General features: G+C 72.3%; 27 protein-coding genes. 11 read left to right on the top strand and 16 right to left on the bottom strand.

Annotation, left to right across the window (positions count from 1 at the left end; translation table 11 throughout):
• Positions 1–460 precede the first annotated feature (460 nt).
• Both ACFYP4_RS27255 and ACFYP4_RS27260 read left to right on the top strand, forming a co-directional pair.
• Positions 461–820: a hypothetical protein gene (locus ACFYP4_RS27255; RefSeq protein ID WP_358855282.1), complete on the top strand. Its 360-nt coding sequence runs from the start codon at positions 461–463 to the stop codon at positions 818–820.
• Positions 801–1,286, top strand: coding sequence for a hypothetical protein (locus ACFYP4_RS27260; protein WP_388788855.1), 486 nt, complete (start codon positions 801–803; stop codon positions 1,284–1,286). The genes ACFYP4_RS27255 and ACFYP4_RS27260 overlap by 20 nt, the downstream gene beginning before the upstream one ends.
• Here ACFYP4_RS27260 and ACFYP4_RS27265 read toward each other — a convergent pair.
• The 3 genes from ACFYP4_RS27265 to ACFYP4_RS27275 form a co-directional block, all read right to left on the bottom strand.
• Complete coding sequence (locus ACFYP4_RS27265) at positions 1,283–1,786, bottom strand: GNAT family N-acetyltransferase (RefSeq protein ID WP_358855283.1); 504 nt, start codon at positions 1,784–1,786, stop codon at positions 1,283–1,285. The two genes, ACFYP4_RS27260 and ACFYP4_RS27265, sit on opposite strands and share 4 nt — an antisense overlap.
• A 45-nt stretch (positions 1,787–1,831) precedes the next feature.
• Complete coding sequence (locus ACFYP4_RS27270; protein WP_388788858.1) at positions 1,832–2,338, bottom strand: sigma-70 family RNA polymerase sigma factor; 507 nt, start codon at positions 2,336–2,338, stop codon at positions 1,832–1,834.
• A gap of 74 nt (positions 2,339–2,412) precedes the next feature.
• Complete coding sequence (locus ACFYP4_RS27275; RefSeq protein ID WP_388788860.1) at positions 2,413–3,573, bottom strand: glycerophosphodiester phosphodiesterase; 1,161 nt, start codon at positions 3,571–3,573, stop codon at positions 2,413–2,415.
• 480 nt (positions 3,574–4,053) lie between these two features.
• On the opposite strand from ACFYP4_RS27275, the gene ACFYP4_RS27280 reads away from it, so the two are divergent.
• A complete protein-coding gene (locus ACFYP4_RS27280) occupies positions 4,054–4,725 on the top strand; it encodes a lysophospholipid acyltransferase family protein (RefSeq protein WP_358856030.1) in 672 nt (223 codons plus the stop codon).
• Between the two features lie 111 nt (positions 4,726–4,836).
• Here ACFYP4_RS27280 and ACFYP4_RS27285 read toward each other — a convergent pair whose 3' ends face one another.
• The 4 genes from ACFYP4_RS27285 to argH all read right to left on the bottom strand — a co-directional run bounded on the left by ACFYP4_RS27285 (position 4,837) and on the right by argH (position 9,546).
• Positions 4,837–6,360 carry an MFS transporter gene (locus ACFYP4_RS27285; RefSeq protein ID WP_358854651.1) on the bottom strand — a complete coding sequence of 508 codons (1,524 nt, stop codon included), beginning with the start codon at positions 6,358–6,360 and terminating at the stop codon, positions 4,837–4,839.
• Positions 6,357–6,908, bottom strand: coding sequence for a helix-turn-helix domain-containing protein (locus ACFYP4_RS27290; protein ID WP_358854652.1), 552 nt, complete (start codon positions 6,906–6,908; stop codon positions 6,357–6,359). The genes ACFYP4_RS27285 and ACFYP4_RS27290 overlap by 4 nt, the downstream gene beginning before the upstream one ends.
• Positions 6,909–6,993: 85 nt before the next feature.
• A complete protein-coding gene (locus ACFYP4_RS27295; protein ID WP_358854685.1) occupies positions 6,994–7,965 on the bottom strand; it encodes an aldo/keto reductase in 972 nt (323 codons plus the stop codon).
• Positions 7,966–8,118: 153 nt separating this feature from the next.
• Positions 8,119–9,546, bottom strand: a complete 1,428-nt coding sequence (gene argH / locus ACFYP4_RS27300) for an argininosuccinate lyase (protein WP_388788865.1) — start codon at positions 9,544–9,546, stop codon at positions 8,119–8,121.
• A gap of 411 nt (positions 9,547–9,957) precedes the next feature.
• Between argH and ACFYP4_RS27305 the strand changes: the two genes are divergently transcribed.
• The 6 genes from ACFYP4_RS27305 (at position 9,958) to ACFYP4_RS27330 (ending at position 14,995) form a co-directional block, all read left to right on the top strand.
• Positions 9,958–10,833, top strand: a complete 876-nt coding sequence (locus tag ACFYP4_RS27305; protein ID WP_388788868.1) for a hypothetical protein — start codon at positions 9,958–9,960, stop codon at positions 10,831–10,833.
• A gap of 128 nt (positions 10,834–10,961) precedes the next feature.
• Positions 10,962–11,549, top strand: coding sequence for a pyridoxamine 5'-phosphate oxidase family protein (locus tag ACFYP4_RS27310; RefSeq protein WP_358854656.1), 588 nt, complete (start codon positions 10,962–10,964; stop codon positions 11,547–11,549).
• 3 nt (positions 11,550–11,552) lie between these two features.
• Positions 11,553–12,242 carry a L,D-transpeptidase gene (locus ACFYP4_RS27315; RefSeq protein WP_388788870.1) on the top strand — a complete coding sequence of 230 codons (690 nt, stop codon included), beginning with the start codon at positions 11,553–11,555 and terminating at the stop codon, positions 12,240–12,242.
• Positions 12,243–12,398: 156 nt separating this feature from the next.
• Complete coding sequence (locus ACFYP4_RS27320; RefSeq protein WP_388789194.1) at positions 12,399–13,736, top strand: ferric reductase-like transmembrane domain-containing protein; 1,338 nt, start codon at positions 12,399–12,401, stop codon at positions 13,734–13,736.
• Positions 13,737–13,755: 19 nt separating this feature from the next.
• Positions 13,756–14,217, top strand: a complete 462-nt coding sequence (locus ACFYP4_RS27325; protein WP_388788873.1) for an FMN-binding protein — start codon at positions 13,756–13,758, stop codon at positions 14,215–14,217.
• Positions 14,218–14,257: 40 nt separating this feature from the next.
• Positions 14,258–14,995, top strand: a complete 738-nt coding sequence (locus tag ACFYP4_RS27330; RefSeq protein WP_358854687.1) for an FAD:protein FMN transferase — start codon at positions 14,258–14,260, stop codon at positions 14,993–14,995.
• Between the two features lie 78 nt (positions 14,996–15,073).
• Here ACFYP4_RS27330 and ACFYP4_RS27335 read toward each other — a convergent pair whose 3' ends face one another.
• The 5 genes from ACFYP4_RS27335 to argC are packed head-to-tail and all read right to left on the bottom strand — an operon-like array spanning position 15,074 to position 19,895.
• Positions 15,074–15,610: an arginine repressor gene (locus ACFYP4_RS27335; protein ID WP_358854659.1), complete on the bottom strand. Its 537-nt coding sequence runs from the start codon at positions 15,608–15,610 to the stop codon at positions 15,074–15,076.
• Positions 15,611–15,617: 7 nt separating this feature from the next.
• A complete protein-coding gene (locus ACFYP4_RS27340) occupies positions 15,618–16,817 on the bottom strand; it encodes an acetylornithine transaminase (protein WP_358854660.1) in 1,200 nt (399 codons plus the stop codon).
• Positions 16,814–17,722: an acetylglutamate kinase gene (argB, locus tag ACFYP4_RS27345; RefSeq protein WP_358854661.1), complete on the bottom strand. Its 909-nt coding sequence runs from the start codon at positions 17,720–17,722 to the stop codon at positions 16,814–16,816. The genes ACFYP4_RS27340 and argB overlap by 4 nt, the downstream gene beginning before the upstream one ends.
• Positions 17,719–18,870: a bifunctional glutamate N-acetyltransferase/amino-acid acetyltransferase ArgJ gene (gene argJ, locus ACFYP4_RS27350; protein ID WP_358854662.1), complete on the bottom strand. Its 1,152-nt coding sequence runs from the start codon at positions 18,868–18,870 to the stop codon at positions 17,719–17,721. The genes argB and argJ overlap by 4 nt, the downstream gene beginning before the upstream one ends.
• A complete protein-coding gene (gene argC / locus ACFYP4_RS27355) occupies positions 18,867–19,895 on the bottom strand; it encodes an N-acetyl-gamma-glutamyl-phosphate reductase (protein WP_388788876.1) in 1,029 nt (342 codons plus the stop codon). The genes argJ and argC overlap by 4 nt, the downstream gene beginning before the upstream one ends.
• Before the next feature lie 197 nt (positions 19,896–20,092).
• Between argC and ACFYP4_RS27360 the strand changes: the two genes are divergently transcribed.
• Positions 20,093–20,305, top strand: a complete 213-nt coding sequence (locus ACFYP4_RS27360; RefSeq protein WP_358854664.1) for a DUF4287 domain-containing protein — start codon at positions 20,093–20,095, stop codon at positions 20,303–20,305.
• A gap of 68 nt (positions 20,306–20,373) precedes the next feature.
• Here ACFYP4_RS27360 and ACFYP4_RS27365 read toward each other — a convergent pair whose 3' ends face one another.
• From ACFYP4_RS27365 to ACFYP4_RS27380, 4 genes are all read right to left on the bottom strand, one after another.
• The gene (locus ACFYP4_RS27365; protein ID WP_358854665.1) at positions 20,374–21,378 is read right to left on the bottom strand and encodes a MerR family transcriptional regulator; all 1,005 of its coding nucleotides are present in this window, start codon (positions 21,376–21,378) and stop codon (positions 20,374–20,376) included.
• 3 nt (positions 21,379–21,381) lie between these two features.
• Positions 21,382–22,053, bottom strand: coding sequence for a HEAT repeat domain-containing protein (locus ACFYP4_RS27370; protein WP_358854688.1), 672 nt, complete (start codon positions 22,051–22,053; stop codon positions 21,382–21,384).
• Between the two features lie 128 nt (positions 22,054–22,181).
• Positions 22,182–22,331, bottom strand: a complete 150-nt coding sequence (locus ACFYP4_RS27375) for a hypothetical protein (RefSeq protein WP_388788879.1) — start codon at positions 22,329–22,331, stop codon at positions 22,182–22,184.
• A 251-nt stretch (positions 22,332–22,582) separates the two neighbouring features.
• On the bottom strand, positions 22,583–23,485 hold the full coding sequence (locus ACFYP4_RS27380) for a sigma-70 family RNA polymerase sigma factor (RefSeq protein ID WP_388788882.1): 903 nt from the start codon (positions 23,483–23,485) through the stop codon (positions 22,583–22,585).
• Positions 23,486–23,589: 104 nt separating this feature from the next.
• Between ACFYP4_RS27380 and ACFYP4_RS27385 the strand changes: the two genes are divergently transcribed.
• Positions 23,590–24,354: an NAD(P)H-binding protein gene (locus tag ACFYP4_RS27385; protein WP_358854668.1), complete on the top strand. Its 765-nt coding sequence runs from the start codon at positions 23,590–23,592 to the stop codon at positions 24,352–24,354.
• Positions 24,355–24,459: the final 105 nt, after the last annotated feature.

Consider the following 24,459-nt stretch of genomic DNA (forward strand, 5'->3'; position numbering starts at 1 on the left):
GGAGAACGTGTGCGCGGGGGCCGGCTCGGTCACGCAGGAGCTACGGACACGGCACAGCCGTCTCGCTTCGGGGCGCGAGGCTCAGGGGTGGTGCGGGGGCCCTCAGAAGGCGCACATTCGACACATACAACGAGCACCGGGCGTCGTGGTCGCCTCGGTCGCAAGGATGCGGCTGCTCGTCGTGGTCATGCGATCAGTAAAGCAGACGTATGCCTGGGGACCCGCACCGCTGTCCGAATAGCGGACAGCCGTGGACGCCGGACGCACCCGAGGGCGCCGGGCGCTCCGCCCGCGCGTGACCAGCGCGGACGCGACGGACGGCCCCCGCGCCGAGCCCGAACCCGGCCCGCGTGCGGCACGGCTGTGGCCAACACCACGGAGCCCTGCCGGGGCTCCCCCCTTCCCGTGGCACGCCGGGGGCGGGGGCATCGGGCCTTTTGGCCCGTAATAGGGTCGCGGCATGCTTGATGCCCTGACGGTCGCGACCGCCGTCGCCGCACTCCTGCTCGCCGCCTGGTGCGGCTGGGCCGCCTACCGCGATCAGCCCACCAAGGACTGGCACTTCATCGGCATGGCCGTGGTGTCGTCGCTCGCCCTGGTGCAGCTGGTCGTCGGCATCGTCCAGCTGTCGCGGGGCGAGAAGCCGGAACAGGGCACGACGATCTTCGTGGCGTATCTGCTCGGCGCCCTCGCGTGCGTCCCCGTCGCGGGGTTCATGTCGCTGGCCGAACGCACCCGCTGGGGCTCGGTCACGGTCGCGGCCGGTGGCGTGGTCCTCGCCGTGCTCGAAGTGCGGCTCTATGACATCTGGGGAGGCTGAGGTGCCGGCCGCCGACGAGAACGGGAACGTGCCCCCGCCCGAGGCGCCGGCCGGGCGGAAGCGGGTCCGGCTCATCCGCGGGCCCGGCATGCTGCTGGTCTGGCTGTACGGCGTGATGGTGGTCGGGGCGGTGTCGCGTTCCGCGGTGCAGATCTCGACGGAGTTCGACAAGGCCCCGCTCGCCTACTCGCTGTCCGCCGTCGCGGGGCTGGTGTACGGCTTCATCACGTACTCGCTCGTCCGGGGCGGCGAGACGGCCCGCCGGGCGGCGCTGGTGTGCTGCGCCGCCGAGCTGGCGGGCGTGCTGATCGTCGGGACCTGGACGCTCGTGGAGCCGTCCGCCTTCCCCGACGCCACGGTGTGGTCGGACTACGGGATGGGCTACCTGTTCATCCCGGTGCTGCTGCCGCTGACGGCGATGTACTGGCTCCGCAGGGCCCGCAACGCTCCTGATCAATACACCTAGGCGCTGGCGGCGAAGGCGCTCGCGTCGGCGTCCTTCGCCAGGGTGATGAGGGTGAGGCGCTCGTCGACGCGCCTCGTGGAGACCGGGGCGTAGCCGTGCTTGCGGTACAGGCGCAGGTTGTGCTCGCTGCGGTGACCGGTGAACAGCTGGTAGGACTTGGCGGCGCCGTCCGCGCCCAGCCGGGTCTCGATGGCGGAGAGCAGGCGGCCGCCCAGGCCGTGGCGCTGCATGCGCGGGTGGACGATGAGCTTGCCGATGCGTGCCGTCCCGTCGGCGTCGACGGTGCCGCGCACCGAGGCCACCACCTCGTCCCCGAGCCGGGCCACCAGCACCGCGCCCCGGGCCAGTTCGTCCCTGAGCGAGTCCAGTGACTGGGTGAGGGGTTCGATGCGGTAGTCGCCGTACAGCTCGGCCTCGCTCTGGTAGCAGAGGTACTGCAGCTTGAGGATCTGTTCGGCTTCCTGGTCGGTCGCCCCCGAGATGGTCACGCTCATGCCCATGTGTGCATGCCTCCCGCTCACCTGTTTACCGGTTGTCCCCCACTCCTATCCCCGTGCTTCGTGGGCCGCAACCTCCGGGGAGAGCAATCGACGCAGACATCCCAGGCATCTGGAACGTTCCGGTCCCAGGCTCCCCTGTGAGATACCCAACTCGCCTGCGATCTCCCGGTAGGTCAGGTCCCGTGGGGAGAGCAGCGCCGCCATGAGGCGGGGGCAGCGGCCGGGCAGCCGCCGGACGGCGTCGTGGAGGGCGCGGTGCCGGGCCGCGCTGAGGGTGTGCTGTTCCGGGCCGGGCCGCCGGTCGTCCGCGGGTTCGGCTCCGTACGGCCTTTCGAAGCGGGCCGTACGGCGGCTGCGGCGGGTCTCGGCGCGCACGGCGCGGCGCAGCCACCGCTGCGGGTCGGCGGGCGCCCCGTCCGTGCCGAGGCGCTCCAGGAGCCGCACCCAGACCGCCTGTTCGAGGTCGCCCGGCTCCGCTCCGGTCGCGTGCGCCTCGGCCGAGGCCTCCGCGGCGAGCAGCGGGCGCAGGGTGGCAACCATCTCGTGTGTCATGTGCGGCACGACGCGGCCGCCCCGGCGCGAGGTTGCCGGGGCGGCCGGGTGTCACCCCATCCGGGGTGGGACGCTCATCCGTTGACGAAGTCCTCGCGGGCGAGGAGTGCGGTGTCCGGGTTGTCGGAGAAGACGCCGTCGATGCCGGTCTCGAAGTACGTCCGGAAGGCGCCGAAGGCGTCGCCGTAGGCGTTCGGGTCGGTGCCCTTGCGGAAGTTCGCGGGCAGGAAGGTGTTCTCGTTGCGCATCGTGTACGGGTGCAGGATCAGGCCCGCCGCGTGCGCGTCGCGGACCAGTGTGGTCGGCGTGGTGAGGTTGCCGCTCGCGTCCTTCGGGATGATCAGGTCGAGCGTGGGCCCGATGCCCTGTGCGTACGACGCGATCTCCTTCAGGCCCTCGGGCTTGACCAGGTCGGCGACCGTGCGCGGGTCGCCCGTGTCGACGAAGTCCCAGGGGCGGCTGCCGGCGCCGGACAGGAGCACGGCGAGCGGGTTGCCGACGAGCTTGTTCATCCGCTGGATGCTGGTCGGCTCGAAGGACTGGATGATGACCGGCGAGTTCTTCCTGTCCTTGCCGTGCTTGCGCAGCAGCCTGGCGAGCCGTTCCTCGGTGCCGAGGCCCAGTTTGCGGAAGTAGGTGGGGTGCTTGAGCTCGGGGTAGATCCAGACCTGCTTGCCGCGCTTGCGGGTCTGCTCGTCCTGCCAGCGGAGCACCTCTTCGAAGGTGGGGATGTCCCAGCGGCCGTTGTAGAGGGTGTTGCGCTGCCGGGTGCTGGGGATGCGTTCGACCGCGCGGAGCGTCTTCAGCTCGGCGAGGGTGAAGTCCTCGGTGAACCAGCCGGTGGTGGTGACCCCGTCGAGGCTCTTGGTGGTCCTGCGGTCGGCGAACTCGGGGTGCGCCGAGACGTCGGTGGTGCCGCCGATCTCCGGCTCGTGGCGGCACACGAGGTGTCCGTCCCTGGTGGGCACCAGGTCGCCGGCCTCGACGACGTCCGCCCCCAGGTCGAGGGCCAGCTCGTACGAGCCGAAGGTGTGTTCCGGCCGGTAGCCGCTGGCCCCCCGGTGTCCGATGACGGTCGGCCTTGGCAGGTTCCGGTAGCCGCCTCCGTGCCGCTCGCCGGCTCTCGCCGTGCCGGGCAGCCCGAGGACCGCCCCGCCCGCTCCGAGCACCGCCGCGCCGAGCAGTGCCCGTCGCGCCGTGCCCCGCTCCTGCTCGTCCGATTCCTGCGTCCCCATGAGCACTCCTCCGCCGTACCGTGCCGCACCTGTTCGAAGCGGGACGATCGTAGGTGCCCGCGGGTGACGGGAGGGAGACCCCGGACGGAACACGTGGGTGACTCCGGATGTCCTGCGGGGTGCGTGAGTTGACGGTTCGCCGGGTTGGGGGCCGCGGGCACGGGTACCCGGTCGGTGGCTGCCCCGGCGGTGCTGGTCGCGTGGGGCGGCCGAGTCCCGGGGTTGCGGGTGGGGCCGGCGGCGGCGGGTGTCACCACGGGGAGTCCCGCGCCTCCCGGGTCGCCCGGGGGGCGGCGACTCGCGCGACGTCCGTCACATGTTTTCCCGCCCGGCGGCCCTTCCCGGGGCGCCACCCGCAGGTAAACATGCGTCAACACCGCGTATCCGTTCGGTGAACCCGATGTGCAATCACCGGGCGGCCACGAGTATCGTCCTCACCTGCACATACTTCATACCGATCCCTTGACACAGGAGGGCCCGTTGTCCCGCTTCGTGCTCATCAAGGCAGTGCTCGGACCGATCATGCGCCTGATGTTCCGCCCACGGGTGGAGGGCGTGGAGCACATCCCCGGCGACGGTCCCGTCATCCTGGCCGGCAACCACCTCACGTTCATCGACTCGATGATCCTTCCGCTGGTCTGCGACCGGCAGGTGCTGTTCATCGGCAAGGACGAGTACGTCACCGGCAAGGGCTTCAAGGGCCGGCTGATGGCCTGGTTCTTCACCGGCGTCGGCATGATCCCGGTCGACCGGGACGGCGCCAACGGCGGCGTCGCGGCGCTGATGACCGGCCGTCGCATCCTGGAGGAGGGGAAGGTCTTCGGCATCTACCCCGAGGGCACCCGCTCCCCCGACGGCCGTCTCTACCGCGGCCGCACCGGCATCGCCCGGCTGACCCTGATGACCGGCGCTCCCGTCGTCCCGTTCGCGATGATCGGCACCGACAAGCTGCAGCCCGGCGGCGCCGGCATCCCGCGCCCCGGCCGTGTCACGGTCCGCTTCGGCGAGGCGATGGAGTTCTCCCGGTACGAGGGCATGGACCGCGACCGCTATGTGCTGCGGGCCGTGACCGACTCGGTGATGACCGAGGTCATGCGCCTCTCGGGCCAGGAGTACGTCGACATGTACGCCACGAAGGCGAAGGCCGCGTAGCCGCTCGGCTCATGAAAGGGGGCCGCACCCGCCGGACGGCGGGTGCGGCCCCCTTTCATATGCGTCCCGGAGATGCCCCTGCACAGGCGTCCCGGGAGGTGCGCCGCGGCCCTACGGCGTGCTCTCCAACCGCTGGCCGCGCAGCAGGAACCAGGCCGCCGCCGCCGCGGCGAGCAGCACGGCGGCGCCCACACCCGCCGCGAGGGTCAGCCCCTCCACGAAGGCACCGCGGGCCGCCGACATCATCGTCCCGGCGGTGTCGGCCGGCAGTTCCGCCGCCGCCTCGGCGGCGCCGCCGAGGGATTCGCGCGCCTCGGCCGGGGTGCCCGCGGGACCGGTGAAGTCCCGGTAGACACCCGTCACGATCGAGCCGAGCACGGCGATACCGAGGGCGGCGCCGAGCTCGTACGCCGTCTCGGAGACGGCGGACGCGGCGCCCGCCTGTTCCTTCGGCACGGAGGAGAGGATCACGTCGGCGGTGACGGTGAACGAGAAGCCCGCGCCGATGCCGACGACCAGGAGTGCGGCGCCGATCAGCGGATAGCCGGTGGACTCGGTCAGCAGGGTGAGGGCCGCGAGTGCCAGCCCCACCGCGGCGAGGCCGCCGGAGACCACGGCGCGCACCGAGAACCGGCGGGCGAACGTGCCGGCGACCAGACCCGCCGCCACCGCGCCGACGGCGGCCGGGACTTCGGCGAGGCCTGCCTCGAACGGTGCCCTGCCCTGGACGAGTTGCAGGTACTGGGAGAGGAAGAAGACCAGCCCGGACAGGCCGAGGATCGTCAGCAGGTCGGCGAGGACGGCTCCGGAGAATCCCCGGTGCCGGAAGAGCCGCATGTCCAGCAGCGGCGCGGGCAGCGTGAGTTGGCGGCGCACGAACCGGAACAGGGCGGCGGCGCCGAGCAGGCCCACCACCGCCGGCTGCCAGGTGAACCCGTGCGTGGCCGCTTCCTTGACCGCGTACACGATGCCGATCATGCCGACCAGCGACAGGACGACGCTGGCGAGGTCCCAGGGGCCCGGGGCCGGGTTGCGCGACTCGGGCAGCAGCCTGCTGCCGACGAGGACGAGCACGATCATCACGGGCAGGTTGATGAGGAAGACCGAACCCCACCAGAAGTGCTCCAGCAGGAAACCGCCGACCACCGGCCCGACCGCCGTGCCCGCGGAGGCGGTGGCGCCCCAGATGCCGACGGCGAGGCTGCGTTCGCGCGGGTCGTGGAAGAGGTTGCGGATCAGGGCGAGGGTGGCGGGCATCAGGGTGGCGCCCGCGACACCGAGCAGTGCCCGCGCAAGGATCAGCAGCTCCGGTGTCGTCGCGTAGGCGTTGAGCACGGATATCGCGCCGAACGCCGTGGCGCCGACGAGCAGCAGCTTCTTCCGTCCGATGCGGTCGCCGAGGCTGCCCATGGAGACGAGCAGGCCGGCGATGACGAACGAGTAGACGTCGCCGATCCAGAGCAGCTGGGTGCCGGAGGGCTGCAGGTCTTCGCTGATGTAGGGCGTGGCGAGGCCGAGGACGGTCGCGTCGACGGCCACCAGCAGCACAGCGAGGACGAGGACGGAGAGGGCGAGCCAGCGCCCGGGGCGCCGTCCCACCTCCGCCGCGACGGCCTGCTGTTCGGTGCTGGTCATGGTTCCACTCTCCGTAGTGCGCCGCCGAGCAGCAGCTCGACGATCATGAACTGGAAGTCGTTGGCGGCCACCCGGCCGTCCATCACGGCCCAGGCACCGGATCCGACGAGCCCGTAGAGGGCCTCGGTGAGCCAGGCGGGGGTCAGGTCGATGCGGAACTCGCCGCTGTCCTGGCCGCGCCGGAACAGCGCGGCGATCCTGGCGTCGAGCCGGGCCCAGCCCTCGTGCCGGGCGTCGCCCTCGAACAGCTGGTTCTCGGTGACCAGGAAGGCCAGCAGCCCCGCCACCGGCTCGATCTCCTTCACCAGCCGGCGTACGGCGTCGCTCGCGGGCCCCTCGTCCAGGCGGGCCGCGTCCAGCGCGGACTCGCACTCCCGGATGCCCAGGTCTTCGAGGGCGCGGACCAGCGCGTCCCGCCCGGCGAACTGGCGGTGCAGCGTGGCCCGGCTGATCCCGGCCGCCCTGGCGACCTCGTCCATGGTGGCGGTGGCCTTGCGGGTCAGCAGGGCGGCGGCGCTGCGGAGTACGTGCTCACGGTCGACGGCCATGAGACAAGAGTAGACCATGTGAGACATTCATGTCTCACCAGAGGCATGTGAAGCTCACCGCATGGGGCCGGCGGTGAGCGGGGGCTCAGTGCCAGGGCAGCTGTCCGCGCCGCTCCCAGTAGGCCCGGGGGTCCTCGGCGAGGGTGTCCAGGCGGGCGAGCCGGTCCTCGTCGAGGTCGACGACGGCCGCGTGCAGGTTGGAGGCGAGCTGCTCGCTGGTGGCGGCGCCCGACAGGACGACGCCGGCCCAGGGCCGGTGCAGCACCAGGGCGAGGGCGACCGCGTCGGCGGTCAGGCCCGTCTCCCGGGCGATGTCCAGGAGCACGCCCGGCGCGTGCGGCGCGGCCAGCCGGCCGTTGGCCATGCCTTCCTTGACGATCACGGTGAGTCCGGCCGCGTGCGCCTCGGCGAGCGCGGGCCCTGCCGACGTCTCCAGCACGTTGTACGTGGCCTGGACGGTGCGGAAGAGGGGCTCGCCGCCGACCGTCACGGTGAGCGCGGTGCGGATGGCGTCGGCCTGCGCGGGCCCGCTGGTCGAGAACCCGACGGAGACGCCCTGCGCCGCGGCGTCGGCGAGCCGTGCGTGGAGTTCCTTGTCGGTGAGGGCCGGGCTGTCCGGGGTCACCGAGTGGATCTGGTAGAGGTCGAGACGGTCGCCGAGCAGCTCGGCGCTCTCCGCGCGCTGCCTCTCGTACGTGGCGAGGCTGTGGTCCTTGATCTCGTGCGCGTCGGCGTCGGTGCGCCAGTCGGCCGTGTAGGTGTAGCCCCACTTGCTGCCGACGACGACGTCGTCTGCGTCGGGCCGCGCGCGCAGCCAGCCGGCCAGGAACTCCTCGGAGCGGCCGTAGGAGCGGGCCGCGTCGAAGTAGCGCACGCCCTGCGCGTACGCGGCGTCGAGGAGCTCGTGGGTGCGCGCACGCAGGGCGTCGACACTGCGCTCCGCCGGGAGGTCGCGGTCCCGGCCGAGGTTGATGTAACCGGGGCGGCCGACGGCGGCGAGGCCCAGGCCGAGGTGGGCGGTGGGCGTGGTCGCCGAGGCGAGTCGGGCGAAGGGCATCGCGGGCTCCATGGGGTCGGCTCCTTGATCGGCTCCGGCCAACGTAACCCGCGACGCCCTCGCCGAACGCGGGGTGCCAGTGCCTGTCGTTGGATCAGCCGGCTGTGACCGGCGGTTCGTCCTGACGGACCGGCCTGAGCCAAACGACAGGCCCTAGTTCTTCGCGGTGGCCCACGCGTGCTGCGCCGCCACGTCCGCCCTGACCTCGGCGAGCTGCACGGCGACCGCGCTCGGTGCCGTACCGCCGCGCCCATTGCGCGAGGCCAGCGCGCCCGGCACGTTCAGGACGCTGCGCACCTCCGGCGTCAGGTGCGGGGAGATCTTCGCGAACTGCTCGTCGGTGAGCCCGTCGAGTTCGACGCCCCCGGCTTCGGCGACCTTCACGCACTCGCCGGCGACCTCGTGCGCGACACGGAACGGCACGCCCTGCCTGACCAGCCACTCGGCGATGTCGGTGGCGAGCGAGAAACCGGCCGGGGCCAGCTCCTCCATGCGCTCCCGGTGCACGGTCAGCGTCGCCATCATGCCGGTGAAGGCGGGCAGCAGCACCTCCAGCTGGTCGCAGGAGTCGAAGACCGGCTCCTTGTCCTCCTGGAGGTCGCGGTTGTACGCCAGCGGCAGGGCCTTGAGCGTGGCCATGAGCCCGGTCAGATTGCCGATCAGGCGGCCCGACTTGCCGCGCGCCAGCTCCGCGATGTCCGGGTTCTTCTTCTGCGGCATGATCGAGGAGCCGGTGGAGAAGGCGTCGTGGAGGGTGACGAAGGAGAACTCCTTCGTGTTCCAGATGATGATCTCCTCGGCGATGCGGGAGAGGTTGACCCCGATCATCGCCGTGATGAAGGCGAACTCGGCGGCGAAGTCGCGGGAGGCGGTGCCGTCGATGGAGTTGGCGGAGCTGCCGTGCTCGAAGCCGAGGTCCCTCGCGACCGACTCGGGGTCCAGGCCGAGGGAGGAACCCGCCAGCGCGCCCGAGCCGTACGGCGACACGGCCGTCCGCTCGTCCCACTGACGCAGCCGCTCGGCGTCCCGGGACAGGGCCTGGACGTGGGCGAGGACATGGTGGGCGAACAGGACGGGCTGGGCGTGCTGGAGATGGGTGCGGCCGGGCATCGCCACCTCCGGGTGGGCCTCCGCGAGGCCGATCAGCGCGTCCTGGAGGTCGGCGATCAGGCCGCCGATGATCCGCGCGTGGTCGCGCAGGTACATCCGGAAGAGGGTCGCCACCTGGTCGTTCCGTGACCGGCCCGCGCGCAGTTTGCCGCCGAGGTCGGGGCCGAGGCGCTCCAGCAGGCCGCGTTCCAGGGCGGTGTGGACGTCCTCGTCGGCGATGGTGCCCACGAAGGCGCCGGACGCCACGTCCTGTTCGAGCCGGGTGAGTCCGTCCAGCATCCGCTCCAGCTCGTCGGCCGTCAGCAGACCGGCCTTGTGGAGCACGCGGGCGTGCGCACGCGAGCCGGCGATGTCGTACGGCGCGAGCCGCCAGTCGAAGTGGACGGACGCGGACAGCTTCGCCAGGGCCTCGGCGGGACCGTCGGCGAAACGGCCGCCCCAGAGCCGTACGTCACCGCTGTTGCTGCTCACTCGCTGTGCTCCTCAAGACTGTGGATGTGCCGCCGCCTCCTCGACCGCGCGGGCGGCCGGGCGGCTTCACGCTATCGGTCGGCGAAGTCCCACCCGGCGGTGATCTTCGACGACAGGCCGGGGGCGGAGGTGTCCGGGGGCGCCCGGTCCGCACCCGGTCTCGGGTTCTTCTCGTCCCCGCGATCCCCGTCGCGGATCCCCGCCATGCATGAGTATGCAGAACTCTGCATGATTCGTCAATCGAGCGGCCGGGCGGGGATTGATCGGACTCCCTTGAACGATGGAATGCGCTTTCTCGTATGTCTCGGCAGACGCAGGCGCCGCGTTGGCATCACAAGACAGCAGAGAAGGAACAGGCATCCCGGACGACCGCCGGGCGGCCTTCACCCCGAACCCGAATGAGGCTTCCGCATGTCCAGGGCTCTCCCCAAGTACCGCAAGCGCCGTACCGTGATCATCGGCGGCGCCGCCGCGGTGGTGCTGTCCGGAGCCGTGATCGCCGGCTCCGCCCTCGCCGGCGAGACGGACAGGAGCGGCGGTGAGGCGGCCAGGACCCTGGCCTCCCCCGGCACGGTGAAGTGCCCGGCCGTCGCGCCGAGTCTCCCCGCCATCCCCGCCTCCGCCCGGGCCGAGGTCGACCGCAACCTCGCCCTCCTCGACACCCAGATCGGCGAGGCCGACAAGCGCATCGCCGACACCGTCGGCCAGGGCGGACCCAACTTCGTCCAGAACGCCATCCTCGGCCCGCTGGAGGACAAGCGCATCGCCACCATCAACCGCATCGCCACCGCCATCGGCCGCACCGCCGCCAAGCCCCAGGGACTGGACGCCCTCGCGCCCTGCGTGCTGAGCACGGCCGGTGGCGGCGCGGCGGCGACCGCGGCACCGAGCGCGACCGCCACCGGGGAGGCGGGGCAGGACGCGGGCGGGAACGGCTCGGACGCGGGTGAGCAGACGGGCGGGAACGCGGACGACGCGAGCGGTTCCACGGCCGCTGGCACGGTGAACTGCCCGGCCGTCGCCCCGAGTCTCCCCGCCATCCCCGCCTCCGCCCGGGCCGAGGTCGACCGCAACCTCGCCCTCCTCGACACCCAGATCGGCGAGGCCGACAAGCGCATCGCCGACACCGTCGGCCAAGGCGGACCCAACTTCGTCCAGAACGCCATCCTCGGCCCGCTGGAGGACAAGCGCATCGCCACCATCAACCGCATCGCCACCGCCATCGGCCGCACCGCCGCCAAGCCCCAGGGACTGGACGCCCTCGCGCCCTGCACTCTCAACAAGTGACGGGCACCGTGGCCGCCCCGCGCGCCGGCCGGGGCGGCCACGGACCGGCACGACGGCTTCCGCATCCGGCCGAGACGGATGACCGGTTCGTCGGACAGGCAAAGAAGCCTGCCCGATAATCGTTAGGCATGGGAAAGACTTATGAGCGCCTGGACGGCAGACTGCGCACGTTCATCGAGGCGCAGCCGATCTTCTTCACCGCGACCGCACCCCTGTCCGGGGACGGCACGGTCAACCTCTCGCCCAAGGGGCTCACCGGCTCCTTCGCGGTACTCGACGAGCTGACCGTCGCCTACCTGGACTTCGCCGGGAGCAACGCCGAGACCATCGCGCATCTGCGCGAGAACGGCCGCATCACCCTCATGTGGTGCGCCTTCCAGGGGCCGCCGAACATCGTGCGGGTGCACGGCCACGGGGAGCCCGTCTTCCGGGACGACCCGCGCTTCGCGGAACTGCTCACGCACTTCCCGGACATCGACCCGGCGCAGCACGGTCTGCGCGCCGTCATCGTCGTGTCGGCCGAGCTGATCCGCGACACCTGCGGCTACGCGGTGCCCTTCATGACGTACGACGAGGATCGCGATCTGCACGGCAAGCGCTTCGCCCGGGAGGACGACGCCTCGCTGGACGCGTACTTCCGCAAGAAGGACCACGTGGCGACGAGCCTGGACGGCCTACCGGGGCTGCCGTTGCCCCTGCCCCCCACTACCGTCTGAGCCATGCGCCTCGCTGCCGCCGCACTCGCGTCCGCGTCCCTGTTCGCCCTGGCTCCGGGCTGTCCGCCCGCACTTCCGGAGCGGATGGCGGACACCGGCGGCGGCAGCCAGCTGATCACCGCCCAGGCTGCGCGTCCGTCCGCCAGGACCGGCACGGTCACCTGGTGGGAGCGGCGCCACGGGCGCTGGGTGAGGGCCGGTTCCGCGGCGGCCCGTTTCGGCGCGCGTGGGCTGACCGAGGGCTCCTCCCGCCGGCAGGGCACGAACACGACCCCGACCGGTCTGTACGACCTGCCGTACGCGTTCGGGATCAAGGCGGCGCCCGACGGCACGAGGACGCCCTACCGCCGGATCCACCGGGACTCCTGGTGGTGCCAGGACAACGGCTCCCGCTCCTACAACCGCTGGACCGAGCCGCGGCCTTCCGACTGCCGCGCCCCGGAGTCCGAGCACCTGATCTCCTACCGGGCCCAGTACGCGCACGCCCTCGTCATCGGGTTCAACTACGACCGGCCGGTGCGGGGGCGGGGCGCGGGCATCTTCCTCCATGTCAACGGGCGTGGACCGACGGCTGGTTGCGTCTCCGTCTCCGCATCCGCGATGCGGCAGATCCTGACGTGGGCGGATCCCGGGCAGGCCCCGCACATCGCGATCGGGACGGCGGGCGGGGCGACCGCGATCGCTCGGTACTAGCCGGGCCGGTCCATGGTGTCGGCCCCCCTCTGAACGCACGGCCGTCGCGGAACGTATCTCTGGGCCAGGGGGCCACTCCCCTTGCCCCGTTCCCCACAGGAACACGGAGGAACCGTGTCCACGATCGCCGGCGGTCGCGCCGCGCGGCGCCAGACCATGCGCCGCATCCGCCCCCGACGCTCCCCCGCCGTCCCGCTGCTGCTCGCCGTCTGGGCGGGCGCCGCCGGGGTGATCTGGCTGTGGTGGAGCAACACCCCGTCCATCGCGGACGACAACAGCAAGATCCTCAACGCCGGCCGCATCACCGGGCTGCTCGCCGGCTACCTGATGGCGCTCGTCGTGCTGCAGATGGCACGGGTGCCCGCGCTGGAGCGCCGGGTGGGTTCGGACCGGGTCGCGCGCTGGCACGCGATGAGCGGCAGGTACACGCTGTGCCTGGTCGTCGCCCACCTGGTGTTGATCATGTACGGGTACGCGCTGCAGGCGGGCCGTACCTTCAGCGGCGTCGTCCAGCAGACCGTCGACTCCGTCAACCAGCTCCCGGACATGGGCAAGGCGGCCATCGGGACGGGTCTGCTGCTGCTCATCGGGCTCATCTCCATCGGCCCGGTACGGCGCAGGATCCCGTACGACCTCTGGTACCACGTGCACCTGCTCACCTACGCCGCCGTGTTCCTGACGTTCTGGCACCAGCTGTCCACCGGCAACGACTTCGCTGTCGAGCCGACCGCGAAGACCGTCTGGTACGGGCTGTACGGGTCGGTGACCGCCCTGGTCCTCTGGTACCGGGTCTTCGTGCCGGTCCGGCTGAACCTGCGGCACCGGATGCGGGTCGAGGCGGTCATCGAGGAGACGCCCGGGATCGTGTCCGTGCTGATCCGCGGCCGCAGACTGCACCGCATGGGCGCCGAGGCGGGGCAGTTCTTCCGCTGGCGCTTCCTCGCGCCCGGGATGCGGCTGAGTTCCCACCCGTACTCGCTGTCGGCGGCCCCGCGCCCGGACATGCTGCGGATCACCGTGAAGGCGATCGGTGACCACAGCGCCGCGCTGCGCGACCTGGAGCCCGGTACCCGGGTGTGGGCCGAGGGGCCGTACGGGGCGCTGACGGCCGCCCGGCGCAGCCGCGGCAAGGTGCTGCTCGTCGCGGGCGGGGTGGGAATCACCCCGATGCGGGCGCTGTTCGAGACGCTGCCCGGCGCGTCCGGCGACCTGACGCTGCTGTACCGGGCCAACAGCACCCAGGACCTGGCGCTGTGGGACGAGCTGGCGATGATCGCCGAGGAGCGCGGCGCACGGCTGATGTACGCGGTGAACAGTCCCGAGGGGGAACGCCCGGACATCTCCGCGGAGACCCTGCGGCGCAAACTGCCGGACATCGACCAGCACGACGTCTTCCTGTGCGGTCCGCCCGGTTTCGCGCAGCAGGTGTACGAAGCACTGCGCGGCACGGGGGTTCCCGCCCGCCGCATCCATCACGAGTCGTTCGAGATGTGAGCGACGGGAGTCAGGAGCGATGAAGAAGAGCCACCCCATCCGGCGTGTCGTGCTCGCCACGGCCGCCACCGTGTCCGGGATCGTCCTGCTGCTGTCACTGAAGCCCGCGTCGGACCCCGCGGCCGCGTCGGCGGGCGGGACCGTGCCCCCGCGGTCGGCGGCCGGGCAGGAGTCGCCGCAGGGCGGCAGCTCGCAGCAGTCGTCGCAGGCCCGTACCGTCACCGGCAGTGTCTCGCAGACCCAGTACGGGCCCGTCCAGGTACGCCTCACCCTCACCGGCGGCAAGATCACCAAGGCCGAGGCCGTCCAGGCACCCAGCGGCGGACGCAGCACCCAGATCACCGACAACGCCGTACCCGAACTCAACCAGCAGGCCGTCACGGCCGGGACCGCCGACATCGACACCGTCTCCGGAGCCACCTACACCAGCGCCGGATACAAGGAATCCCTCCAGGCCGCCCTGGACGAGGCCGGTGGCTGAGCCCGCGGCTGCGGCCGTCCTGCGGCATGCGGAGGAGGTCATGGGCACGGTCTTCTCCTTCGACGTGCGGGGCGGGGAGCCCGCTGCCGTGCGGGCCGCGCTCGACGAGGCGGTCGTCCAGCTCCACGAGGTGGACGAGATGTTCAGCACGTACCGCCAGGACAGTCAGGTCATGCGGCTGGCGCGCGGCGAGCTGAGCGTCGGGGAGTGCGATCCGCAGGTCGCCGAGGTGCTCGCGCTGGGCGCCGAGGCGGAGCGGCTGAGCGAGGGCTGGTTCAGCACGACGTACGAGGGACGGCTCGACCCGACGGGGATCGTGAAGGGCTGGGCGGGCGAGCGCGCGGCACGGCACATCGCCGCGGCGGGGGCGAGCGGGGTGAGCGTGAACGGCGGCGGCGACGTGCAGCTGTGCGGCGTCCCCGGTCCGGCGCGTCCGTGGCGGGTCGGCGTGTCCGACCCCCTGCGCCCCGGTTCGCTGGCGGCCGTGGTCTCCGCCGCCGGTGCGGACGAGCTGGCGGTGGCCACCTCGGGCACGGCTGAGCGCGGCGCCCACATCGTGGATCCGCGCACCGGGAGGCCCGCGGTCACCGACCTGCTGGCCGTGACGGTGGTGGGGCCACGGCTGACCTGGGCGGACGCCTGGGCGACGGCGGCCTTCGCGATGGGCTCGCGGCAGGCGCCGGCGTGGCTGGAGTCGCTTCCCGGCGTGGAGGCGCTGCTGATCACGGCGGGCGACGAGGTCCGGTGCACCGACGGTCTCGCCCGGCTGCTGGGCTGAGGCAGGCTACCCGCCGGCCCGGACGGCCCGAGGAGGTGGACGGCTCCCGTGACCGCGGGCCCGCCACCCTCCTACACCTCAGTGGTCGTTCTGGGCCAGCCGCAGCAGGTGGTCGGCGAGCGCCTGGCCCCCTGTGGGATCACGGCTGATGAGCATCAGCGTGTCGTCGCCCGCGATGGTGCCGAGGATGTCGTGCAGCTCGGCCTGGTCGATGGCCGAGGCGAGGAACTGCGCGGCACCCGGCGGCGTCCGCAGGACCACGAGGTTCGCGGACGCCTCCGCGGAGATCAGCAGCTCGGCGGAGAGCCGCCGCATCCGCTCCTCCTTCGCCGACTCGCCCAGCGGCGCGCGCGGGGTGCGGAAACCGCCCTCGCTCGGTACCGCGTAGATGAGGTCGCCGTCGTTGTTGCGGATCTTCACCGCGTTCAGCTCGTCCAGGTCCCGGGAGAGCGTCGCCTGGGTGACGGTCAGCCCGTCGTCCGCGAGAAGTTTCGCCAACTGGCTCTGGGAGCGCACCGGTTGCCGGTTGAGGATGTCCACGATCCGGCGGTGGCGTGCGGTGCGGGTATGCGGCACGGCAGGCCCTGCGTGCTCGTGCTCCTGCGCCTGACTCATCGTCGTCTCATTCTCCGGATCGTCCGTCCCCGTCGACAGCGTCGAGGACACCGGGCAGCGCCCGGAGGAACGCGTCCACCTCGTCGTCGCCGAGGTTCAGCGGAGGCATCAGCCGTACGACGTCGGGGGCGGGCGCGTTCACCAGGAGGCCGGCGTCCTGAGCCGCCTGCTGCACCCGGGCGGCGAGCGGCTCGGTGAGCACGATACCCAGCAGCAGGCCCGCACCCCGGACGTGGTCGATCAAGGGGTGCCCGAGTGCCTCGATTCCGTCGCGCAGCTTCTCGCCCGCGCGCTTCACGTTCTCCAGCAGTCCCTCGGACCCGATCGTGTCGAGCACGGCGAGTCCCGCCGCGCACACGACGGGGTTGCCGCCGAAGGTCGTGCCGTGGTGGCCCGGCTTCAGCAGTTCGGCGGCGCGGCCGAAGGCGACGGTCGCGCCGAGCGGGAGCCCGCCGCCCAGTCCCTTCGCGAGGGTGACGACATCGGGCAGGACCCCCTCGTGCGCCTGGTAGGCGAACCAGGAGCCGGTACGCCCGATCCCGGTCTGCACCTCGTCCAGGACCAGCAGGCTGCCGGTGGCGGCGGTGATGGCGCGGGCGGCCTTCAGATAGCCCGGGGGCGGCACGACGACGCCGTTCTCCCCCTGAATCGGCTCGATGATCACCAGCGCGGTGTCCTCGGTGACGGCCTCGGCGAGGGCCTGCGCGTCGCCGTACGGGACGTGCGTGACGTCGCCGGGCAGCGGCAGGAACGGCTCGCGCTTGCCGGGCTGGCCGGTGAGGGCGAGCGCGCCCATGGTCCGGCCGTGGAAGCCGCCGTGCGTGGCGACCATGTGGGAACGTCCGGTCAGCCGGCCGATCTTGAAGGCGCCCTCGTTGGCCTCGGCCCCCGAGTTGCAGAAGTAGACGCGGCCGTCGCGCCCGAAGTGCTGGAGCAGCCGCTCGGCGAGCGCGACGGGCGGCTCGGCGACGAAGAGGTTGGAGACGTGGCCGAGGGCGGCGATCTGGGTGCTCACGGCCTCGACGACGGCCGGGTGCGCGTGTCCGAGCGCGTTGACCGCGATACCGCCGACGAAGTCGAGGTACTCCGTGCCGTCGGCGTCCCACAGCCGGGTGCCCGCGCCGCGCACGAGCGGCAGCCGCGGGGTGCCGTAGTTGTCCATGAGCGCGCCCTGCCACCGCTGCGTCAGGTCCTGGTTGGCGGTCATGCGGCGTCCCCCTCTTCGTCGTCCGGCACGACCATCGTGCCGATCCCCTCGTCGGTGAAGATCTCCAGCAGGATCGAGTGCTGGACCCGGCCGTCGATGACGCGGGCCGTGTTGACGCCGTTGCGGACGGCGTGCAGACAGCCTTCCATCTTCGGCACCATGCCGCTGGCCAGCTCCGGGAGGAGCTTCTCCAGCTGGCTCGCGGTGAGCCGGCTGATCACCTCGTCGGAGTTCGGCCAGTCCTCGTAGAGGCCCTCGACGTCGGTGAGGACCATCAGGGTCTCGGCACCAAGAGCCGCAGCGAGTGCCGCAGCCGCCGTATCAGCATTGACGTTGTAGACATGTCCGTCGTCCTCGGAGCGGGCGATCGATGAGACGACCGGGATCCGGCCGTCGGCGAGCAGGGCCTCGATCGCGCCCGTGTCGATTTCGGTGATCTCGCCGACCCGGCCGATGTCGACGGACTCGCCGTCGATCAGCGGCTGGTGCCTGGTGGCGGTGATGGTGTGGGCGTCCTCGCCGGTCATGCCGACGGCGAACGGCCCGTGCTGGTTGAGCAGTCCGACCAGTTCGCGCTGCACCTGCCCGGCCAGGACCATCCGTACGACGTCCATGGCGTCCTCGGTGGTGACGCGCAGGCCCGCCTTGAACTCGCTGACGATGCCGTGCCGGTCGAGGGCGGCGCTGATCTGCGGTCCGCCGCCGTGCACGACGACGGGCTTGAGGCCGGCGTGCCGCAGGAAGACCACGTCCTGCGCGAAGGCGGCCTTCAGCTCCTCGTCGACCATGGCGTTGCCGCCGAACTTGATGACGACGGTTCTGCCGTGGTGCCGGGTCAGCCAGGGCAGCGCCTCGATGAGGATCTGCGCCTTGGGGAGCGCCGTGTGCTTACGAGTGGTGCTCATGAGGAGTACGCGCTGTTCTCGTGGACGTAGTCGGCGGTGAGGTCGTTGGTCCAGATCGTGGCGGTCGCGTCGCCCGCTGCGAGGTCGGCGACGACGTGGACCTCGCGGTAGCGCATGTCCACGAGTTCGCGGTCCTCGCCCACGCCGCCGTTCTTGCAGACCCAGACGCCGTTGATGGCGACGTTCAGCCGGTCCGGCTCGAAGGCGGCGGTGGTGGTGCCGATGGCGGACAGGACGCGGCCCCAGTTGGGGTCCTCGCCGTGGATGGCGCACTTGAGGAGGTTGTTGCGGGCGATGGAACGGCCCACCTCGACGGCGTCGTCCTCGCTCGCCGCGTTCACGACCTCGACCCTGATGTCCTTGCTGGCGCCCTCGGCGTCCCGGATGAGCTGCTGGCCCAGGTCGTCGCAGACCGCCCGGACGGCCTGAGCGAACTCCTCGTAGCCGGGGGTGATGCGGGAGGCGCCGGAGGCCAGGAGCAGCACGGTGTCGTTGGTGGACATGCAGCCGTCGGAGTCGACGCGGTCGAAGGTGACCCGGGTGGCCGCCCGCAGCGCCCTGTCCAGGGTCTCGCCGTCCACGTCCGCGTCCGTCGTCAGGACGACGAGCATGGTGGCGAGGCCGGGGGCGAGCATGCCGGCGCCCTTGGCCATGCCGCCGACGGTCCAGCCGTCGCCCTGGCGGACCGAGGTCTTGTGGACGGTGTCGGTGGTCTTGATGGCGATGGCGGCCTTCTCGCCGCCGTGCGCGGAGAGCTGAGCGGCGGCCTGCTCGACTCCGGGGAGGAGCTTGTCCATCGGGAGCAGCACGCCGATGAGGCCGGTCGAGGCCACGGCGACCTCGCCCGCGTTCACGCCGAGGGTCTCGGCGGCCTTCTCGGCGGTGGCGTGCGTGTCCTGGAAGCCCCGGGGGCCCGTACAGGCGTTGGCGCCACCGGAGTTGAGGACCACCGCGGAGACGAGACCGCCCTTGAGGACCTGCTCGGTCCACAGTACGGGGGCGGCCTTCACGCGGTTGGAGGTGAAGACGCCGGCGGCGGCCAGGCGGGGCCCGTTGTTGACCACGAGGGCCAGGTCCGGGTTGCCGTTCTCCTTGATCCCGGCGGCGATGCCCGCCGCCGTGAACCCTTGTGCTGCCGTGACGCTCACGGTGCGACTCCGATCGTGGAAAGACCCGCGTCCTCGGGAAACCCGAGGGCGAGGTTCATGCTCTGTACGGCACCGCCCGCGGTGCCCTTGGTGAGGTTGTCGATGGCGCTGATCACGATGATCCGGTGCACGGCGGCGTCGTACGCGACCTGGATCTGAACGGCGTTGGAACCGTGCACGGACGCCGTGGCGGGCCACTGCCCCTCGGGCAGCAGGTGCACGAACGGCTCGTCCGCGAACGCCTTCTCGTAGGCGGCCCGTACGGACTCGGCGGTGACGCCGGGCAGGGCCTTCGCGCTGCACGTGGCGAGGATGCCGCGGGGCATGGGCGCGAGGGTCGGCGTGAACGAGACGGACACCGGCGCCCCGGCGGCTGCGCTCAGGTTCTGGATCATCTCGGGGGTGTGCCGATGGCCGCCGCCGACGCCGTACGGGGACATCGAGCCCATGACCTCGCTGCCCAGCAGGTGTGCCTTGGGTGCCTTGCCCGCGCCGGAGGTGCCCGAGGCGGCGACGATCACGGCCTCGGTCTCGGCGAGCCCGGCCACGTAGGCGGGGAACAGGGCCAGCGAGACGGCCGTCGGATAGCAGCCGGGCACCGCGACGCGCTTGGACCCCTCCAGCGCGGCGCGGGCACCCGGCAGTTCGGGGAGGCCGTAGGGCCAGGTCCCGGCGTGCGGGGAGCCGTAGAAGCGCTCCCAGTCGGCCGCGTCCCGGAGCCGGAAGTCGGCGCCCATGTCCACGACGAGGACGTCGGGGCCGAGCCGCTCGGCGACGGCGGCGGACTGCCCGTGGGGCAGCGCGAGGAACACGACGTCGTGGCCGTCGAGGACGTCGGGGGTCGTCTCCTCGAGCACCCGGTCGGCGAGGGGCAGCAGATGGGGCTGCAGCGTGCCGAGGCGCTGGCCGGCGTTGGAGTTGCCGGTCAGAGCGCCGATCTCGATCTCGGGGTGGACCAGGAGCAGACGCAGCAGTTCCCCGCCCGCGTATCCGCTCGCTCCCGCCACTGCCGCACGTACCGCCATGAAACCCTCCTCCTGGATGGCATGACTATACGTTTCGTTGCACGTTTATGCAATCCGTTCGGGTTCCGCCGGGGCGGCCGGGCTAATGTGACGCAGCGCACATCGCTCCGGGCGATGACTCTACCGATCTCCGCCGGTCGTATGAACGACACCACATGGACGGCGCGCAGACCGCCCGAACAGGAAACGAGGACACCATGACCGCCGCAGTGAAGGGTCCCGCCAGCTACTTCCCCTCCATCGAGAAGAAGTACGGCCGCCCGATCGCCGAATGGAAGGAACTCATCCGCACCTCCCCGCTCACCGGGCACATGGACCTCGTCGGCTGGCTCAAGTCCGAGCACGGCCTGGGCCACGGGCACGCCAACGCCCTCGTCGCCCACACCCTCGCCGAGGACGCCGGCAAGTAGCCGGGCACGGGCGCCCGTCGGGGTCTCCCGGCGCGACGGAGTTCCGGCCCGTCGAGGTGGCGCCCGCGTCACCCCTCGTCGCGCAGCCGGAGCAGGTACACCGCGGTCAGCGCGACGGCGCGGTCCTCGTCGTGCGACAGCGCCTTGAGGGCCTCGGCCGCCTTCGCCCCCGGTACGGCGGCCAGCGCCTGAGTCAGCCGTCCGCGGGCGGGCGCCTGCGTGGCGCCGTCGGCGAGACGGTCCACGAGCCCGGTCGCGATCCGGTCCGCCGTCGCGGTGTCGCGGGCCAGCACGCTCAGCGCGTCGGCCGCGTCGGTGTCGTTCCTTCCCTCCACGATCATGTCGACCAGGGTCGGGACCGCGTCGGCCGCTCCGCGTGTCCCGAGTGCCAGCGCCGCATGTCCGCGGACCACGGCGTCGGGGCTCGCGAGGGCCTGCCACAGCCGCGCGGTGGCCTCCTCGCCGGGCATCCCGGAGAGCGCCCTGACGGCACGTTCCCGCACCGCGGCGAGCGGTGAGCCGAGGCCCTCCGCCAGCAGGGCCGAGCCCTTGTCGCCCGATCGCGCCAGCGCCCATCGAAGGGTTCCGGCGACGTTCGGCTCCGCCTCGCCCAGGACCGCCTCGACCAGGGCCTCCACCGGCACCGGCACCAGGTGGACCGAGGAAAGGGCCGCGCGCTGGCGCGCGTTGGCGCTCTTCGAGTCCAGCGCCTGGAGGAGCGCGACGACGTGGAGGACGTCCTCCCAGCCCGTGGGGTCCGCCGCATCGATCCGGCGCAGCCGCGTCAGCAACTCGGTCTCGGCGGCGATGCGTTCGTGGGTCCGGCGGACGAGGTCGCCGACGAGCGCCGCGGGCGTGAAGCCGGGATCGTCGAGAGCGCGCCCGATCTCGCGCAGCGACAGCCCCAGCGACCGCAGGCTCTCGATGTGGAAGATCCGCCGGATGTCCTCCCCGGAGTACTCCCGATAGCCCGAGCCCGTCCGGCCGGAGGGCCGCACCAGGCCGAGCGACTCGTAGTGCCGGAGCATGCGGGCACTGACCCCGGACCGTCGCGCCACCTCACCGATCAACACGTTCTACGGTCCCTTCTCACCGAACCCGTCGAGAGCCACGACACGCTTCGCCTCCTCGACCGCGAACCCGAAGTCGGCGTCCGGGTCGGCCAGCAGCCGCTGGGTGGCCAGCGCGTGCGCGCGCACGTGCGGGTCCGGCGCCGTCGCCGCCGTACGCAGAGCGGGCCCGACCGCTTCGCCCAGCGCGACCAGTGCCCGGCTGAGACTCCGCCGTGTCTCCATGACACCGCGCCCCAGCTGCGTCGCGAGCAGCGCGGCCAGCGCGGGCTCCTCCCCGTACGGCACGAGGACGACCGCGGTCCGCCAGGCGCTGCGCGCCACCTCGTCGTCGGGGTCGCAGAGCAGCGTCCGCGTGATCGCCGGCCACGCCCGCCGGTCCCCGATCTTGGACAGCGTGTGCAGCGCCTGGCTCCGCGCCTGCGCGCTCTCCGAGCGGACCTCGCGGACCAGCGGGGGCAGTGTCAGGGAGGCCGGGTGGCGGGTGAGCGCCCACGTCAGCATGTCGCGGACGAAGAAGTCGGGCTCGACCGCGCATCGTTCGACGAGTTTGCCGACGTAGCGCGGGTCGGGCGCCGAGCCGGCTGCCAGCGCGGCCCGCAGCCGCACGGACGAACGGCCGTCCTCCAGCCCCTGGAGTGCTCTCAGCACGTCCGTGTCCTGCTTGGTGATCGTCATCGAGACCACCTCCTCGTCGGACAGTGAAGACCTTGTCACCGTGTCAAGGTCAAACAGGGCCGCGCGGCGCACGACGGGGCGGTCCCGGTGTGCGGGCCGGCCGGGCACGGCGGGCGCCCGGAGCCGGGTCATCCGCGCAGCCGGACCCGCAGCGGGCCGGCCGGCCGGAACCCGTGGCGGATCGCGGCCGCCAGGCCGTGCGAGCGGCTCATCGCCGCGCACCCTTCGGCGTTGTTGCGGGCGGCGGCCTCGACCAGGAGCTGCTGGGGCGTCGTCACGAGTGCGGATCCTGTCCCGTACCGGCCGCTCCCGTCGACCGGTTTCCGGATCTCCCGGCGCTCACCGGGCCGGACGTACGGCACCGGACCGAGCCGGACCTACGGCACCGGACCGAGTCGACGGGGGCAGCGGACCGAGCCACCGGGGTCGGCGGCCGAGCCGACGGAGACGGCGGACCGGACCGATGGGTCCGAGCCGCCGGGGACGGCCGGCTCGGCCCGCCGGGGACGGCGGGCCGGGCCGGTGGTGGTCAGGCGTCGAGGACGGCGAGCTCCAGCCGGCGCAGGCGGTCCGGCTCCGCGATCACCTCGATCTCGGTGATCCCGCCGTCCGCGACGACGAAGGCGAGCACCAGGCGGAGGCGGCCGAGCGGTGCCATGACGAGACCCACGCGTCCGTCGACCAGGGCCACCTCGGTCGCCCCGGCGCGGTCCATGGCGGCCATGGCTCCCCGGGCCACGGCGCGGGCGCCGGTGACGAGGACGGGTTCCGGGCTGGGGACGACGGCCTTGTCGGCCCGGAGCACGACATCGGGGTGGAGCAGGGCGACCAGCGCGTCGAAGTCCCCGCCGCGCGTGGCGGCGAGGAAGGCGTCGACCGCCGCGCGCCGGCGGGTGAGATCGGCGGCCGGCTGCGGGCTGCCGCCCTTGACCCGGCGGCGCGCGCGGCTCGCGAGCTGTCGCGTCGCGGCCGTGGAACGCTCGATCAGCGGGGCGATCTCGTCGAACGGCACGGAGAACATGTCGTGCAGCACGAAGGCGAGCCGCTCGGCGGGCGCCAGCGTGTCGAGCACCACCAGCATCGCGAGACCAACGGAGTCGGCCAGCTCCGCCTCCCGCACGGGATCGTCCCCGGACTCCGGATGGACGACCGGGTGCGACACCTGTCCGTCGGGCGGGAACTGTCCGTCGAGGGGGTCCTCGCGGCGGTGTTCCCGCGCGCGGAGCATGTTCAGGCAGACCCGGGCCACCACCTTGGTCAGCCAGCCGCCGAAATTCTCGACGCTGCCGGTGTCGGCACGGCCGGCCCGCAGCCAGGCCTCCTGAAGCGCGTCGTCGGCCTCGCCGAGGGAGCCGAGTATGCGGTACGCCACCGCCCGCAGGTGGGGCCGCTGTTCCTCGAAACGCACCGTCAGCGATTCGTGTTCGTCCACCGTGTCACATTCCTTCGTCGCCGGGTGTCAGAACAGTAGATCCACTCAACGCAGCCGAGCGTCCCGGGAGTACGGCTTCCGGACCGAACACTTCAGGAGTTGCCATGAAGACCTCCCCGATCCTGGTCACCGGCGGCACGGGCACCCTGGGCCGCCACGTCGTCCCGCTGCTGCGGGCGGCGGGCCGCGAGGTACGGGTGCTGAACCGCAGCGGGGGCACGTCCGGTGACGGTGTCGAGTACGTCGCGGTCGACCTGCTCAAGGGTGAGGGCGTCGAGCCGGCGCTGGCCGGGGTGGAGACGGTGGTGCACCTGGCGGGCGGCAACAAAGGTGACGACACGGTGGCGCGGAACCTGGTGCGGGCCGCTCAGCGCGCCGGTGTGCGGCACCTCGTGCACATCTCGGTCATCGGAGCCGACACGATGCCGCTGGGCTGGTTCAGGACGCAGTTGGCCGCGGAGCGCGCGATCACCGACTCGGGGATTCCGTGGACGATGCTGCGGGCCGCCCAGTTCCACGACCTCGTCCTCACGATGGCGGAGAAGATGGCGAAGATGCCGGTCGTCCCCGTCCCGGGCGGCCTGCGGTTCCAGCCCGTGGACTCGCGCGAGGTGGCCGCCCGGCTGGCCGAGCTGGCCCTCGGACAGCCCGCCGGCCTGGTGGCTCCGCTCGCGGGTCCGACGGTCTACCCGCTGGGCGATCTGCTGCGCGACTACCTGGAGGCGCGCGGCAAGCGGCGTCCGCTGCTGCCGATCCGGATGCCGGGAAAGGCCGGCCGGGCCTACCGCGCCGGCGAGAACCTCGCCCTCCGGGGCAACGACGTCGGCAAGCTCACCTGGGAGACCTTCCTCGCCGAGCGGGTGGGCTGACGCGCCGGGCGGCCCGGGGGCACCGGGGAACATCCGGGGCCTCGGGAGTCCGGGGGCCCGGTCGCCCCCGCCGGGCCACGGGCCGGTGACCCGTCGTCCGGCAGG

Origin of the sequence: Streptomyces sp. NPDC005551, from assembly GCF_042871785.1 — a bacterium.
Classification (GTDB): domain Bacteria; phylum Actinomycetota; class Actinomycetes; order Streptomycetales; family Streptomycetaceae; genus Streptomyces.